The sequence below is a fragment of the Staphylococcus sp. MI 10-1553 genome (assembly GCF_010365305.1).
Classification (GTDB): Bacteria; Bacillota; Bacilli; order Staphylococcales; family Staphylococcaceae; genus Staphylococcus.
On record NZ_CP048279.1, the window covers coordinates 988,374 to 1,002,031 of the forward strand.

Sequence of the window (13,658 nt, forward strand, 5' to 3'; positions counted from 1 at the left end):
ACATACTATAACATATGTTATAACATATGTAGGAAATAAATCAAGATGAGCTTATCAAAAGAAGTTATTAAGAAAATTGAGCAAGGCGGATGGTATCTTGTAAGAGTGGTTGGTAGTCATCATCACTTTAAGCATCCAACGCGTAAAGGCAAAGTCACTGTTCCACATCCAAAGAAAGATTTACCTCGTGGAACAGAATGCTCAATCTTAAAGCAAGCAGGACTATTATAGTCTTCTTGCATCTTCTTTAATTGGAGGGATAAATATGAAGTATCATTTCTATGCAGTATTACAACGAGAAGATAACGACTATAACGTATACTTTCCGGATTTACCAGGCGCGATAACGTTTGGTAATGATATTGAAGATGCTGTATTTATGGCACAGGATGCATTAGAGGGTCATTTACTGGTAATGGAAGATGATGGTGATGAGATACCTAAACCATCTGAGTATAAGGAACTTGTCAATGATCTAGAGGCTAATGAGCAATTACAATTAGTGACTGTCGATACTAAACTTGTTAGGATTAAAGAAGAGAATAAGACAGTGAATAAGATGGTGACATTGCCACAGTATATGGTTGTGTTAGGTAAAGAAAAAGGCGTTAACTTTAGTCAGACCTTACAGAGAGCATTAAAAGAAGAATTGAATATTTAAGATTGAGACATCACATTGCGTGGTGTCTTTTTATTATGACTAAAAAAGCTAATAGCGTGAGAGTTGGTGATAGATGAAATGAAATTGACAGAAAAGCAACAGATGTTTGTAGATGAATACATTATAGATTTAAATGCGACACAAGCAGCTATACGTGCAGGTTATAGCGAGAAGTGCGCGAGGCAGGTTGGGAATGCAAATATGTCAAAAGTGTACATGCAACAAGCGATTCAAGCGAGGTTAGCTGAAAAGAAAGACAATCTCGTTATGAAACAGGATGAAATACTTGAGAGATTAACGAGACTTGGGAGGCGTGAGGAGCCAGATTATCAAGTTGTGATTGTTGAGACACCTGTATTCGACAACAATAATAGGGTGCTAGGCGTTGAAAAGAAACCTCAAATCGTTGAAGTACCAACACAAAATAAAGATGTAATTAAAGCACTGGAACTGTTAGGTAAGCGTTATATGATGTGGAATGGCAAACAATCAGAAACGCAAGAATCAAAACTCGAAACGTTGATTAAACAGAACAGGCAAGTGATTGACGATGAATAAACTGAGTCACCAATTTACTGATAAGCAATATGCCATTTATCGTGACGTGATGAAAAAGGACTGGTTTCTATGTATCTTATATGGCGCTAAACGTACAGGTAAAACGATTTTCAACAACTATATGTTTTTAGAAGAAGTGTTAAATGTACGTGAGCGTGCGACAAGGCTTGGTATAAGAAACCCGCAGTACATTTTAGCCGGTTATACATTGGCGCATTACTTTAAAAATGATAAGCTACGGATTTTATATGACGCTTGTCCTCGATTTGCCTCAGAGATTTATAACTATGCGTGGGACACTAAAAAAGATTTACCGATGAAAGAATACGATGACGTGATGGATGCGATGCGTTATGCGTTACTCACGTTTGTAGAAACATTCGAACAAAGAAGTGTTGAAGATGAAATTGATTTAATTCAACAATTAGGAATTTAGGTGATAGAATGCGGTTTAAACCTGACAGTAATTTAATATTTACGTGTAAAGACGTTGATGATTTGTTAGCCAAAAATGGTGAAAAATTGTTAACGTTTTTTAATTTACATCGAGATCAGCAACGTCCTCGATTACAAGAGCTGCTCGATTATTATTTGACGAATAATAAGGGAATCAATCAACGTCCGGGACGTGATGAACCATACGCGGATTATCGTATTGCACACGCGTTTGTGAAGAATGGTACGGACTTTATTCGCGGTTATATCGGTGGGAATGAAATTACATTCCGCGATGAGCAATATGCTGATGAGATTCAACACATTAATGACATTAACGATGCACATGTTGTTAACGTTGAGATTTTAGAAGACTGTATTATTTATGGACGCGCTTATGAGATTGTATATCGTAATACGGACAATCAAGACATCTTTAAGCGTTTAGATCCAAAAAATGTGTTTGTGATTTACAGTAATGACATTGAAGTTGAGCCGATTGCAGCTGTGCGTTATCGTTCAGAAAAGACAAACGGTAAAGATGTGACGTTGATTGATTTCTATACCGCTGATTATCGTGCTTATTTTTATGTAGATGATAACCGTTTAAGAGAACGTGCAGACATGCCACAAGAGCTGAATATGCATCATATGTTACAGATTCACGAATATAATGCGAATCGGTTCAGACAAGGTGTGTTTGAAAATGTACTCGATTTAATCGATGCATATGATTACGCAGAGTCTGATACAGCGAATTATATGACCGATTTGAACGATGCGATGCTAAAAATTGAGGGGCATTTAGACTTAGATATTGAAGAGGCTAGAAAAATGCGTAAGTCCCGTATTATTTTAGCTAAAACAAAACCTGATGCATCCGGCCGTATCGGTAATGCGAATGTCGATTATATTTATAAGCAGTATGACGTTGCTGGCGTTGAAGCATACAAGAAGCGTATTCAAAAAGACATCCACAAGTTTACGAATACGCCTGATTTATCCGATGAACATTTCGGTGGGGTGCAGTCGGGTGAGGCAATGAAATATAAGTTATTCGGACTTGAACAGTTACGCTCAACAATTGAAAGGCAGTTGACGAAAGGCTTTAAACGTCGGTTTGCGATTATTCAAAGTGTGCGGAATCACTTGAATGATCATGTCGATTTTACGAATATGCGTATTGAGTTTAAGCCTAACATCCCGCAATCCTTAGCAGAATATGCAGACATCTTTATTAAGCTTGGCGGTCGTGTCAGTCAAGAAACGTTATTGTCTTGGCTTCCGAATATTGAAAATCCTAAAGAAGAACTTGAAAAAGTGAAACAGGAAGAACAAGAAAGCTCAAGTGCAAATGACTATCAAGACGCGATGAAAGAAGACATGAACGATGTCGAGCTTGAATGATTATTGGTTAGAACGCGCGAAGCAGTTCATCCAGTCTGAAACATTAGAAGATGCTGCAAAGGTGGCTGAAATTGAGCGCATTGTGGCGATGATGTTTGCGGATATCTACAAAAACTTGTTGGCCTATTATGGGAAGCTCGCGACAGCTGAAGGGATTGACTGGCGAGAAGCGAAAAAGATAGTGGATGCGTTCGATATTGAAATGTTTCAAATGCAAGCGAAAGCCTATGTGGAGAATAAAGACTTTAGTGAAAAAGCGAATGAAGAGCTGAAGCGTTATAACACGACCATGTATGTGAATCGTGAGCAGTTGTTAAAACATGAGCTCGGTTTAATTGTAACGAAAGCCTATGCGGAACAAGAGAAAGTGGTGAATCATCACTTACAAGATAGCGTGACACGTACATTGAAACATCAAGCAGGTATTTTAGGTGCGGATGTGCATGTAAAGCAGTCAGATGTTGAAGCGATTGTGTATTCTAACTTTGGCAAGCTGAATTGGTCTGAGCGACTTTGGAATAATCAAGATGAACTCAGAAAAGATGTTGAGCGGATGGCAAGCCATGTGATGTTACGTGGGCGTCATCCGTATGAGTTTGTGCCGGAGATACGTAAGAAGCAGAAGCAGACAGTCGCTAATACAAAAAGGCTATTGATTACCGAAGCTGCACGTGTCCAAACGGAAGCACAGAAAATGCACTATTTAGAAACGATGGGCGACGATGCGGAATATGAGTTTGTGGCGAAACGTGATGAAAAGACGTCTAAAATCTGTCGTCATTATGATAAAAAAGTGTTTAAAGTGAAAGACATGGTGCCTGGTGTTAATGCCCCGCCGATGCATCCCCATTGTCGAAGCACGACGGTACCACATGTAGGAAACTGGCGTGATAAGTTCTTCAAGGATAGACAAGGGAAGTATCGATTGAGGGGTGACGAGGAAACGAAGCAACTTTTAGCTAAAAAAGAAATGACGGATGCTCTGGATAGTGGTAAAATAAAAGTTGAATTAAATGTTGATAAACAGAACCGACACCAATTAGGTCATCAATTGTATGAAGCCTATAAGAAAAAGAATTTACAAAAAGGGCTTCCAATACCAAGTTATACAATATTAGACAATGATGAACTCAATGCATTAATAATTCAAAAAGCTGGTAAGGGCTATTTACTAGTTGATAAAAAAGGGAAATGGCTAAATAAAGAAGTCATCGATTTTGATAAAACTGTCGGGAAAGTATACACTGATGGCCGGTTTATAGAAACGAAATGGGGGAAGGTGCACTACTCAAAAACGGGTAGCCATGTTGTCCCTAAAAAGGAGGAGAATAAGTAATGAAACTATGGACATATGTCGGGAAAAATGTACGAATAGAATTGACTGATGGTCAACTATTCATCGGTAAAGCTACTGATTATGACGATGAAATGGATAATGAAAGCGGAGAAGATTCTATAAATTTATATGATGGTATATGTTTATATGATTTTAATGAAAGCGAAATAAAATCGATTGAAATTATAGATTAGGCACCTAACTGATAATAATGGTTGCGGTGCTCTTTTTATACCTAATTTTAAGCTACTGTATTGCAGTGGCTATTTTTTATGCCCAAACCGTGCTTATGGCGTTAAAAGATGCAAGTGTAGTCCAAACCATGCAATGACATAAAACTTGCAAGAGTAGATTTAAATGAGGTGCGAAATATGAAAGAACAATGGTTAAAGTTAAGCTTACAATTTTTTAATGATGCGGGTACTGAAGAGGCGACAAGTGATGAGAATACCGAAACTGAAGCAGCTGAAGCGACACAAGAAGCTGAAGAACTGTCTGAAGCGCAACTTAAGTTAGTGAATGATCGTGTGAATGAAGAGATGCAACGACGTACGAAAGAGATGCGTCAACAGATTCAAGATGAGTTAGCTGAGAAGCAAAAAGAAGCTGATAAGTTGCGTAAGATGAACGCCGAACAAAAGCATCAATACGAGCTTGAAAAGGCTGAAAAAGAACGTGATGAGTATAAGCAACAACTCGAGTCATACAAGATGCGTCAAGAAGCGATGGCGATGTTCAGTGAGGCAGGCATGCAAGCCCCTGAATCTTTATTGAATATGGTCGTTCAAGATACAGCTGAAGCAACAAAAGAAGCTGTAGATAGCTTTGTTTCGATGGTGAATCAAGAAGTACAGCGTCAGTTAGAAAGTAAGGCGACACAAAGCCGTGTTGTTGGAAATCATGTTGAAGCGCCTAAAACAGATGAAGCTTGGAAAACATTTTTAAATTAAGAAAGGTTGATTTGATGATGAAATTTAATTTACAATTTTTTGCTGATACGGCTACGGGCGGGACTGCAACACCTGCAGCAGCAACACAAACGAAAGTGGCACTAGGTGAAACGAAATTAAAGGACAAACACACTGGCATTGTAAAAACTGTGACAGATGCGAAGTCGTATGTGACACCTGCATTGATTACTGATGATGCGATTTATATGGAGGGGCGTTCATTCACTGTGATGAAAGGTGATGTCGCTGAATTACGTGATTATGACCGTACACAAGCGAACCATATGGACAGCCCGAAAATTACTGAAACAACTTACTTCTTAGATCAAGAGAAGTATTGGGGTCGTTTTATTGATGCGCTTGATAAACGTGATACTGAAGGTAATATTGATGTGAACTATGTGGTTGCACGTCAATCGGCTGAAGTGGTCGCGCCTTACCTTGATAACTTACGCTTTAAGAACATTGCTCAAAATGCGAAAGAGCATATAACTGTGGGTGAGAATCGTGAGTACGATGCGGTTTTATCAGTGACTGAAAAGATGACGGACGATATTGCGCCTGCAAACCGAACATTATTCGTAACGCCTGCTTTCTACACTAAAATTAAACAGCTTGTCATTCAATTGCCACAAGGGGATAACAAGCAACAAACGAATTTGACGAAGTGATTAACGATGAGTCGAATTAATACCTATCCAATCAATAATCACCCAAAATCTACAGATAAAAAAGAGATAAACTCTTCACCGAGATTTTACAATTCGTATAATATCAAAAGTGATGGGAACATCCGTATTTCGGAAGTGGATACAATGTCGTTAGATTATATTACACGTCCTGAATGTGAACAGCATCAAAAGCATATGGACTCAAGGTTTGATAATGTAGAGCTGAGAATTGATAACGCCGTAAAAAATTTGAAAGAAGAAATAAACTTAGAAAAAGTCACATCAAAGCGTTTTTGGATTGGTATATCTGTAGTATTGTTGATATGTATAGTAAAGGCTGTGTTCTAAATGAGGAACGAAATCATAAAACTACTTGATTCTAATATTAGTGCATACAAAATTAGTAAAGACACAGGCGTGAATGAAGCGACTATTAAACAATTAAGATTAGGGAAGTCTAAATTAGATAGGTTAGGTTTGTTGAACGCCGAAAAACTATACAATTATCAAAAACAACTCGAAAAAGATAACGGATAAAAAACCCCCCTGCCTGCAATAGGTGGGGTCACGTGTCAATTTATAAAAAAGTGTTAACTATATTCCGTACGGGTAGTATAATAAATGTTGGAGGTTTTCAAATATGACAGGTCAAATGTATTTATCGTTATTAATATTAAGCCTACCATTATTATTGTTTATAGCAAGAAAGACACATTTATATTACTTAGATAAAAAGAATGTGAAAAGAAATGACTGAGTTTAAAGAAACAATCAAAAAACTATTAGGTAGCGATGTGTCAGGGAACTAGGAGGTATTTCTCTTGATACTGCAGAAAAACTATACAACTACCAAAAACAACTCGAAAAAGATAACGGATAAAAACCCCCCGCCTGCAATAGGTAGGGTCACGTGTCAAACGCGTGTCAATTTATTCTTGTTTTGTCTCGTTTATCCTAAAAGTTAAATTGTTGAAAATCCGATAATCACGCTATTTCAGTGCTAAACACAAGATGAGGTTTTCCCTCCCAGGACGCTAAATATTTTTAAGTTTGATAAAACACCGTTATATCACGTAACTATCAACGTGGGTATAACGGTGTTTTATTATTATACTTATGCATAATGTTGAGGGCATAATTTTTCATATGAATAGAAGTTAGTCCATGAATGATAGAAAAAAGCACAACATTTTTCTTCAATAATCGAATCTTATTTAATAAAAAACGAAGCTTATCATACACTTTGTTTCTTTTGTTTTACTAAAAGGTATATAGTAACGAAGTGAGTTACATGAGAGGGAGATGGACTATGACAAAATTATATCCATATATAGCGTTTGAAAATACAAAAGAAGCGTTAGAATATTATGAGGAAGTTTTCGGAGCGACTGAAATTAATCGTTTGCCAGTAACAAAAGAACAAGCGAGTCATTTTGGTCTTTCACAAGAGGATGCAACTGATGCGACGATGCATGCGGAATTCACTATTGCATCAACTCAAATGTTTGCGTCTGATTCATTTGGCAAAGCGGCGACAATTAACGGTGCGATTTCACTTATGTTAGACTATGATGTCAATGTTGCGGAAGATGCACAAGAAATTGAAGCGTTGTATGACCGCGTAAAAGATCATGACAGTATTACAGTAGAAATGCCTTTAGAAGAACAGTTCTGGGGCGGGAAAATGGGTGTATTTACTGATCGATACGGTATTCGTTGGATGATTCATGGTCAAGATACAACAGCACAGTGATTCAAAGTAGTCGCAAAGGACAGGGCTTTATATTTTGATGTTGTCCGACGTTCAATTTTGAATCATCATTAACTAAAAACACGTCATCACATTTAAAGGAGTGATGGCGTGTTTTTGATTTTTATAAATATAAATGACTTTTCGCGTAATGAAAAGTTTCTCTTGTACGATTGTGTAAGACACCTAATAATGTAAGAACACCTATTTTACCGGCAATCATCGTAATAATAATGAGTGCTTTTGCAAAGGTATCGTATTCTGCAGAAATGCCTGTTGATAAGCCCACTGTCCCAAACGCGGAAATGACTTCGAAAGCGATCGCCTCAAATTGTAAGTTCGGTTGCGCCACTGCAAACCAAAATATAATAAATATAATGAACATCATTGCTGTTAATGTAATCGCAACAGCTTTTTGTGTTTGTTTTTGATCAATCGAACGACGAAAGACTTGTGTATAGCGGTGACCTTTCAATGATGTGATTACGTATAGGAGTACAAGTGTAAATGTTGTGACTTTAATCCCGCCGGCTGCACTAATCGGGCCGGCACCAATAAACATTAAAATCATGGTCAACATGAGCGTGCCGGGTGCGAGATGAGAAAAGTCTATCGTGTTAAAACCGGCTGTACGTGTACTGACGGATTGGAAAAATGAGACTAATATTTGTTGCGGAAATGACATCCCTTTTAATGCGTGACGATGTTCTAATAATAAAAAGCCGAGTGTCCCTACAACGATTAAAATAATTGTGACAAACAATGTGACTTTCGTATGAACGTGAAGACGCTTTAAATGGCGCGTTGTCATAAGGTCGAATAACACGATATAGCCTATACCACCCACAATAATTAATATAGCGATCATCAAATTGACTACGGGATCACTTGCATATGAAACTAAATTGTCACTAAATAAAGAAAAGCCAGCATTATTCAGTGCTGAAATGGAAGTAAAGACACTAATGAACATGCCTTTAGACCACCCATACTCAGGCACGAATACCGTTGCGAGTATCATGGCACCTAGCGCTTCAAATACAATCGTAAAAATGAAAATAAATTTTGCGAAATCAACGACATTGATTGTCTCGTCGATGTTAAGTTCTAATTTGAAGAGTTGATTGTTTTGAAAAGTAATTTTCTTTTGCGAAATCATCAGTGCTAATAAAGACACGGCGACTATCCCCATACCGCCAATTTGAATGAGAAGCATGATGACAGTATGACCTAAAACATTAAACTGTTCTGTAATATCCACGGTTGTCAGGCCGGTCACTGTAAAAGCACTCGTCGCTACATACATGGCATCGATAAAAGAAATCGGCTTCTGACCGGTCCAAGGTAAGTAAAGAAGAAGACTACCAATGAAAGTAGTGCTTAAAAATAAAATAAGATAAAACAAGATAGGTTGTCTTTTACTATACATCTTTGACGCCTCAGTTCTTTTTGAAGTTATAATATCATGATATGTTCCAAAAACAAATCACTATTTTTCAAAAATATATCGAATCAGCTTTGAATTGTACTTCCACGCATAGTTTTTGCGTGTATTTTGTATTGAGAACGCATGCATTGATTTCAATGAAAGATGGCGTGAAGCATCAACTTGAATGAATGTGCATGTGATAGGTGTACAAATGGAACAGTAAGGGTATGCGCTTGAAAAAGAAAAAGTGTTTCTTGCAAGATGTTCAATGCGCAGAGTAGTATATGAGCGTCACGCATGTTGATTTGGATTAGCGTAGGGTGAAAAAGATTGAACGGTTCCTATTTCTCGCTAAACAAAAAAGGCTGGACAATTGAATGTCTCAGCCTTTACCATATTGGATTATTTTTTGAATGTATCGATTAACCCTTTAATCAATTTAACAATGCCTAAAATGATATCTGCCCACATCATAGTGATGACCTCCTCTTTGTTTATCTTGTAACTTCATTTTAAACGATAAAGCGCATTAAAAGGGGGATATGGCCTAACTTGCTCATTTGAATGCTTAAGTGTAAATAAAGAAGCTTTCTTTTTACAGTTAGGAAATAAATCGTTGCCAATATGTAAATAATACTCAAGAGACTACATAAAGTGATAAGTTAAATTTATAAGTTATCTTGATTTAACTTTATAGATGTTTTACAAAAGTAATTATTATATTTTAGAAAACAGTTGGGCATCTTAACTGTGAAAAATGTCGACTTTTTCAGACGGTTAGGAATGCTAACTAATGAGTTGAGAAAGATTGACGGCAATAATTATAAAATGCGTTATAGTTGAATCAACAAAGCAAACAGTTCAATGCTTTGTAATACAAATTATCTAGATGGAGGGGTTCTATTATGACAGAATTATTCGACGCAATTAAAAACACAATCGAGGCAGGTATTAACCATGATTGGGTGACATTAGGTACAAGCATTGCTGACATCGTAGCAAATGGTATTAATGTAATTAGTGGCTTCTTTGGTTAATTTATAGTTTCTAATTTTGACAATTGAACATCAACTTTCCTTAACAATAAATAATTTCAAATGTAGAGTGAGTCTTAGTCGAATACGGTTAAGATGATGAACTCTCTATTGATAGAGATGATATGTTTCGTGCGTGTAGGGTGAACGTGAGCATGGGAATGTATCATCTCTTTTTTACGCTTAATGGCATGTCGAAGTGTGCTACCAACCAGGCCACGCTATCATGATTTTAACGACTCACTGTGCCTCCTCCAGTGAAATCGTATGACAGTTGATGCATATTTTGATACGCTTAGGAAGATTCTTTTGACATTAGGGAGGCGTGAAAGTATGCGTTATAAAGTGATTTTATTCGATTTTGATGACACATTGGTAGATTTTCATGACGCTGAAGTGCAAGCATATGCTCATTTAATGCGTCATTATGAGGTGCCGTCACATATACATGATTATCATCGTTTTAAAGAGATTAATCAAAATCATTGGGAAGCATTTCAACGTGGAGAAATAACGAAAGCGGAAGTGTTGCGCCATCGTTTTATAGAAACATTTGCGACGTATGGCATGGCAGTGAATGGTCAAGAAGCGGATATCGTCTTTCGTGATGGGTTGGCACGCGCACCGATTAAATGGCTCGCAGGTATAATGCCAATGTTAGAAATGCTTCATTCGCAGTATGCTTTAGCGATTGTGACAAACGGTGTAACGGACACGCAAGAGCGACGTATCGCACAAACGGATCTTCATGCTGTGATGGATCACATTTTTATTTCTGATAAAGTAGGGGCACAAAAGCCGAATGTCGCATTTTTTGAAGCGGTCTTTGAAGTGTTTCATCAATATGATAAAAAAGACTTCTTAATTGTAGGAGATTCACTTACTTCTGATATTCAAGGTGGCATCAATGCTGGAATTGATACGTGTTGGTTTAATCATCGACAACTTGAAAATAAGTCGTACATTCAACCGACGTATACGATTGATCGTATTGAAGCGTTAAAAGAGATTTTAATGTAACTGAAGGCATCAACCATCATTGGTATGATTATGACGTAAGTGTAAGGTGATTGGATTTCCAAAAAATAGATCATCATTTTTCAGAAATCGAATCACCCTCAACTTTTTGGAGGTGATTCGTGATTGTTTTAAAGTTGAGGTGTCATGATGTCAGGTGTTTCAATCAAGTATAATAGTACACTGCTATCAACTTTAAAAGTTATTGTTGCGGTTCCCAAACGAGGATATCGTGACCATCATCGTTTTTTGCTTCTAAATCTTTAAAACCATTTTTAATAAAGAAGTCTTTAGATTCATTTCTCGCAATGGCTTTGATAGGGAGGTCGAATGATTTTGCATATGCCACTAATGCAGAACCGTAACCTTTACCTTGATATTTTTTAAGGACTTCGAGTTTCCAAACGACGAGATAATCGTCAAAGTTTGGGAAAAATGTTTCTTCTACTTCACCTTTACGATAAAGTGCCATACGTGCGCCAATTTTTTCCCCCACATAAATACCGTAAAATGGTGATTCAGAACTTGCGTCAATCATCTCACCGTGCAGTTCATTCACCATGTATAAATCTTTGTTGCCAAAATTTTGACGAAAGTCTTCAAAAAGTTTCTCTGTTTTGTAGTTAATGTCAAGGTGTTCAACTTTTGTCATGTGATTACCCCCTTGTCTTTATTAATTTAATTATAGCTTATTTATTTTAAATTTTGAAGCAAGCCGTTAGATTGTCATGTGAGAGTGTAACCTTTATACTGTTATGGAATACTGTTTAAGGAGAAATGAGCATGGATTGTTTAAATATTACAGTCAATGAGTCGGATCAATTTATTAATCGTTTAAAACAACAAGATGAAGATATATTGCAATTTTTTGATTATGATCCGATTGAAGAGGAAAGCTATGCACGCCGTATGCAACAACCTAATAATGGTAGAGAACATGAAATGGCGAAAGTTGTGCGCGCATATATGGCGGATTTAAACCTTTCTGAAGCCCAACAACGTGCACTAGATGCTTTAGAAAATGGAGCGAAAGTCGTCGTAGGAGGTCAACAAGCGGGTTTATTTACTGGACCGCTTTATACTTTCCATAAAATTATTTCAATCATTGTTAAGGCAAATGAGCTAGAATCTACATATGATACGCCTGTCGTTCCACTCTTTTGGATTGCTGGTGAGGACCACGACTTTGATGAAGTCAATCATACGTATGTCATGCAACAACGAACAGGGACATTGCAAAAAGTGAAATATCATACGATGACACCACCAGAATCCAATGTGTCACGTTACGCCCCTGATAAAGAGGCATTGAAACAAGCATTGACTGATTATTTTGCAGCGTTACCTGAAACATCGCATTCGAAAGCATTGTATCAACAAATTGCTCATTTTATCGAACAATCAGATAATTGGACATCATTATTCAAACAAATCGTGCATGAATGTTTTAGTCAATCAGGCTTATTATTGATTGATGCCCAATATGAAGCGTTACGTGAATTAGAAGTGCCGTTGTTCAAACAAATCATTCAACATCACGAGCAGATTGACAACGCTTTTCGATCACAGCAACAACGTACAGGCGCTGCTGGATTAACATCAATGATTCAAACAGATACGAATGTCCACTTGTTTATGCATGAAGATGGACAACGTCAGTTATTAAAGTATGAAGATGGCGTCTATCGTTTAAGTAAATCGGATGTCACGTTCAGTCAGGCAGAGTTATTAGAAAAAATTGAAGCGACACCGGCACTTTTTTCTAATAATGTGGTCACGCGTCCGCTAACTGAAGAATGGTTGTTGAACACTGTCGCATTTATCGGTGGACCGAGTGAAATTAAATACTGGGCAGAGTTGCAAACAGTCTTTCATGAAATGGATATTGAAATGCCGATTGTATTGCCGCGCTTACGTTTCACTTATGTGACTCCTAAAATCGAAAAGTTGTTAGCGTCATATCATCTTGATTTAGCAGATATAATTGCGAATGGGACGGAAGCTGCACGCCAACGTTTTGTACGCGCACAAGCTTCTGATGAGGTGCTTGCGGAAATGCAACAGATGCTCGACCAGCAACATGCCTTTTATGAGCGTTTACAAGCGCAGTTAAATGATACGGAAGACCAGCGCAAGTTACTGAAAAAGAATCATCAAATTCAAACCCATCAATATGAGTATTTACAAGCACGTTACCTTAAAAATATTGAGCGTGAAAATGAAATTAGTATGCGTCATTTCCATTTGTTGTCACAAACATTGCATCCAATGGGGGGATTACAAGAACGTATCTGGAACCCACTCCAGTTATTGAATGAATTTGGGATAGAGATGTACACATCCTCCACTTTCCCTCCACTTCGTTACACTTTTAATCAATATGTCATTAAAACGTGATAATATCAATGGT

General features: G+C 37.3%; 19 protein-coding genes. 16 read left to right on the forward strand and 3 right to left on the reverse strand.

Annotated features, from left to right (window positions below):
* Positions 1-45 precede the first annotated feature (45 nt).
* From GZH82_RS04330 to GZH82_RS04390, 13 genes are all read left to right on the forward strand, one after another.
* Positions 46-231, forward strand: a complete 186-nt coding sequence (locus GZH82_RS04330; RefSeq protein ID WP_162681466.1) for a type II toxin-antitoxin system HicA family toxin — start codon at positions 46-48, stop codon at positions 229-231.
* A gap of 34 nt (positions 232-265) precedes the next feature.
* Positions 266-661 carry a type II toxin-antitoxin system HicB family antitoxin gene (locus GZH82_RS04335; protein WP_162681467.1) on the forward strand — a complete coding sequence of 132 codons (396 nt, stop codon included), beginning with the start codon at positions 266-268 and terminating at the stop codon, positions 659-661.
* A gap of 78 nt (positions 662-739) precedes the next feature.
* A complete protein-coding gene (locus GZH82_RS04340; protein WP_162681468.1) occupies positions 740-1,219 on the forward strand; it encodes a terminase small subunit in 480 nt (159 codons plus the stop codon).
* Positions 1,212-1,655, forward strand: a complete 444-nt coding sequence (locus GZH82_RS04345) for a hypothetical protein (protein WP_162681469.1) — start codon at positions 1,212-1,214, stop codon at positions 1,653-1,655. The genes GZH82_RS04340 and GZH82_RS04345 overlap by 8 nt, the downstream gene beginning before the upstream one ends.
* A gap of 8 nt (positions 1,656-1,663) precedes the next feature.
* Positions 1,664-3,061: a phage portal protein gene (locus GZH82_RS04350; protein ID WP_203232845.1), complete on the forward strand. Its 1,398-nt coding sequence runs from the start codon at positions 1,664-1,666 to the stop codon at positions 3,059-3,061.
* Positions 3,045-4,397 carry a polymorphic toxin type 50 domain-containing protein gene (locus GZH82_RS04355; RefSeq protein ID WP_162681470.1) on the forward strand — a complete coding sequence of 451 codons (1,353 nt, stop codon included), beginning with the start codon at positions 3,045-3,047 and terminating at the stop codon, positions 4,395-4,397. Before GZH82_RS04350 ends, GZH82_RS04355 begins: the two co-directional genes overlap by 17 nt.
* Positions 4,397-4,591: an LSM domain protein gene (locus tag GZH82_RS04360; RefSeq protein ID WP_162681471.1), complete on the forward strand. Its 195-nt coding sequence runs from the start codon at positions 4,397-4,399 to the stop codon at positions 4,589-4,591. The genes GZH82_RS04355 and GZH82_RS04360 overlap by 1 nt, the downstream gene beginning before the upstream one ends.
* A 177-nt stretch (positions 4,592-4,768) precedes the next feature.
* The gene (locus tag GZH82_RS04365; RefSeq protein ID WP_162681472.1) at positions 4,769-5,347 is read left to right on the forward strand and encodes a DUF4355 domain-containing protein; all 579 of its coding nucleotides are present in this window, start codon (positions 4,769-4,771) and stop codon (positions 5,345-5,347) included.
* A 14-nt stretch (positions 5,348-5,361) separates the two neighbouring features.
* The gene (locus tag GZH82_RS14200; protein WP_238989645.1) at positions 5,362-6,018 is read left to right on the forward strand and encodes a hypothetical protein; all 657 of its coding nucleotides are present in this window, start codon (positions 5,362-5,364) and stop codon (positions 6,016-6,018) included.
* 6 nt (positions 6,019-6,024) lie between these two features.
* On the forward strand, positions 6,025-6,366 hold the full coding sequence (locus GZH82_RS13880; RefSeq protein WP_203232891.1) for a hypothetical protein: 342 nt from the start codon (positions 6,025-6,027) through the stop codon (positions 6,364-6,366).
* Positions 6,367-6,555 carry an XRE family transcriptional regulator gene (locus GZH82_RS04380; RefSeq protein WP_162680745.1) on the forward strand — a complete coding sequence of 63 codons (189 nt, stop codon included), beginning with the start codon at positions 6,367-6,369 and terminating at the stop codon, positions 6,553-6,555.
* A 103-nt stretch (positions 6,556-6,658) separates the two neighbouring features.
* Positions 6,659-6,775: a hypothetical protein gene (locus GZH82_RS04385; RefSeq protein WP_162681473.1), complete on the forward strand. Its 117-nt coding sequence runs from the start codon at positions 6,659-6,661 to the stop codon at positions 6,773-6,775.
* Between the two features lie 552 nt (positions 6,776-7,327).
* Complete coding sequence (locus GZH82_RS04390; RefSeq protein ID WP_203232846.1) at positions 7,328-7,771, forward strand: VOC family protein; 444 nt, start codon at positions 7,328-7,330, stop codon at positions 7,769-7,771.
* Positions 7,772-7,892: 121 nt separating this feature from the next.
* Here the strand turns inward: GZH82_RS04390 and GZH82_RS04395 are convergent, their stop codons facing one another.
* Both GZH82_RS04395 and GZH82_RS14600 read right to left on the reverse strand, forming a co-directional pair.
* Positions 7,893-9,197: a TrkH family potassium uptake protein gene (locus GZH82_RS04395; protein WP_162681475.1), complete on the reverse strand. Its 1,305-nt coding sequence runs from the start codon at positions 9,195-9,197 to the stop codon at positions 7,893-7,895.
* Positions 9,198-9,599: 402 nt separating this feature from the next.
* Entirely contained in the window at positions 9,600-9,671 is a 72-nt protein-coding gene (locus tag GZH82_RS14600; RefSeq protein WP_142302254.1) for an alpha-1/alpha-2 family phenol-soluble modulin, read from the reverse strand.
* 431 nt (positions 9,672-10,102) lie between these two features.
* On the opposite strand from GZH82_RS14600, the gene GZH82_RS04405 reads away from it, so the two are divergent.
* A complete protein-coding gene (locus GZH82_RS04405) occupies positions 10,103-10,234 on the forward strand; it encodes a beta-class phenol-soluble modulin (protein ID WP_014614190.1) in 132 nt (43 codons plus the stop codon).
* 330 nt (positions 10,235-10,564) lie between these two features.
* The gene (locus tag GZH82_RS04410) at positions 10,565-11,251 is read left to right on the forward strand and encodes a YjjG family noncanonical pyrimidine nucleotidase (RefSeq protein WP_162681476.1); all 687 of its coding nucleotides are present in this window, start codon (positions 10,565-10,567) and stop codon (positions 11,249-11,251) included.
* 199 nt (positions 11,252-11,450) lie between these two features.
* Here the strand turns inward: GZH82_RS04410 and GZH82_RS04415 are convergent, their stop codons facing one another.
* Complete coding sequence (locus GZH82_RS04415; RefSeq protein WP_162681477.1) at positions 11,451-11,900, reverse strand: N-acetyltransferase; 450 nt, start codon at positions 11,898-11,900, stop codon at positions 11,451-11,453.
* 131 nt (positions 11,901-12,031) lie between these two features.
* Between GZH82_RS04415 and bshC the strand changes: the two genes are divergently transcribed.
* A complete protein-coding gene (bshC, locus tag GZH82_RS04420; RefSeq protein WP_162681478.1) occupies positions 12,032-13,645 on the forward strand; it encodes a bacillithiol biosynthesis cysteine-adding enzyme BshC in 1,614 nt (537 codons plus the stop codon).
* Positions 13,646-13,658: the final 13 nt, after the last annotated feature.

Coding starts and splice junctions, on each gene's coding strand:
- GZH82_RS04390 (WP_203232846.1), top strand. CDS start 7,328: ATGACAAAATTATATCCATATATAGCGTTTGAAAATACAAAAGAAGCG.
- GZH82_RS04350 (WP_203232845.1), top strand. CDS start 1,664: ATGCGGTTTAAACCTGACAGTAATTTAATATTTACGTGTAAAGACGTT.
- GZH82_RS04355 (WP_162681470.1), top strand. CDS start 3,045: ATGTCGAGCTTGAATGATTATTGGTTAGAACGCGCGAAGCAGTTCATC.
- GZH82_RS04345 (WP_162681469.1), top strand. CDS start 1,212: ATGAATAAACTGAGTCACCAATTTACTGATAAGCAATATGCCATTTAT.
- GZH82_RS04330 (WP_162681466.1), top strand. CDS start 46: ATGAGCTTATCAAAAGAAGTTATTAAGAAAATTGAGCAAGGCGGATGG.
- GZH82_RS13880 (WP_203232891.1), top strand. CDS start 6,025: ATGAGTCGAATTAATACCTATCCAATCAATAATCACCCAAAATCTACA.
- GZH82_RS04365 (WP_162681472.1), top strand. CDS start 4,769: ATGAAAGAACAATGGTTAAAGTTAAGCTTACAATTTTTTAATGATGCG.
- GZH82_RS04395 (WP_162681475.1), bottom strand. CDS start 9,197: ATGTATAGTAAAAGACAACCTATCTTGTTTTATCTTATTTTATTTTTA.
- GZH82_RS04380 (WP_162680745.1), top strand. CDS start 6,367: ATGAGGAACGAAATCATAAAACTACTTGATTCTAATATTAGTGCATAC.
- GZH82_RS04360 (WP_162681471.1), top strand. CDS start 4,397: ATGAAACTATGGACATATGTCGGGAAAAATGTACGAATAGAATTGACT.
- GZH82_RS04385 (WP_162681473.1), top strand. CDS start 6,659: ATGACAGGTCAAATGTATTTATCGTTATTAATATTAAGCCTACCATTA.
- GZH82_RS04335 (WP_162681467.1), top strand. CDS start 266: ATGAAGTATCATTTCTATGCAGTATTACAACGAGAAGATAACGACTAT.
- GZH82_RS04415 (WP_162681477.1), bottom strand. CDS start 11,900: ATGACAAAAGTTGAACACCTTGACATTAACTACAAAACAGAGAAACTT.
- GZH82_RS04405 (WP_014614190.1), top strand. CDS start 10,103: ATGACAGAATTATTCGACGCAATTAAAAACACAATCGAGGCAGGTATT.
- GZH82_RS14200 (WP_238989645.1), top strand. CDS start 5,362: ATGATGAAATTTAATTTACAATTTTTTGCTGATACGGCTACGGGCGGG.
- GZH82_RS04410 (WP_162681476.1), top strand. CDS start 10,565: ATGCGTTATAAAGTGATTTTATTCGATTTTGATGACACATTGGTAGAT.
- bshC (WP_162681478.1), top strand. CDS start 12,032: ATGGATTGTTTAAATATTACAGTCAATGAGTCGGATCAATTTATTAAT.
- GZH82_RS04340 (WP_162681468.1), top strand. CDS start 740: ATGAAATTGACAGAAAAGCAACAGATGTTTGTAGATGAATACATTATA.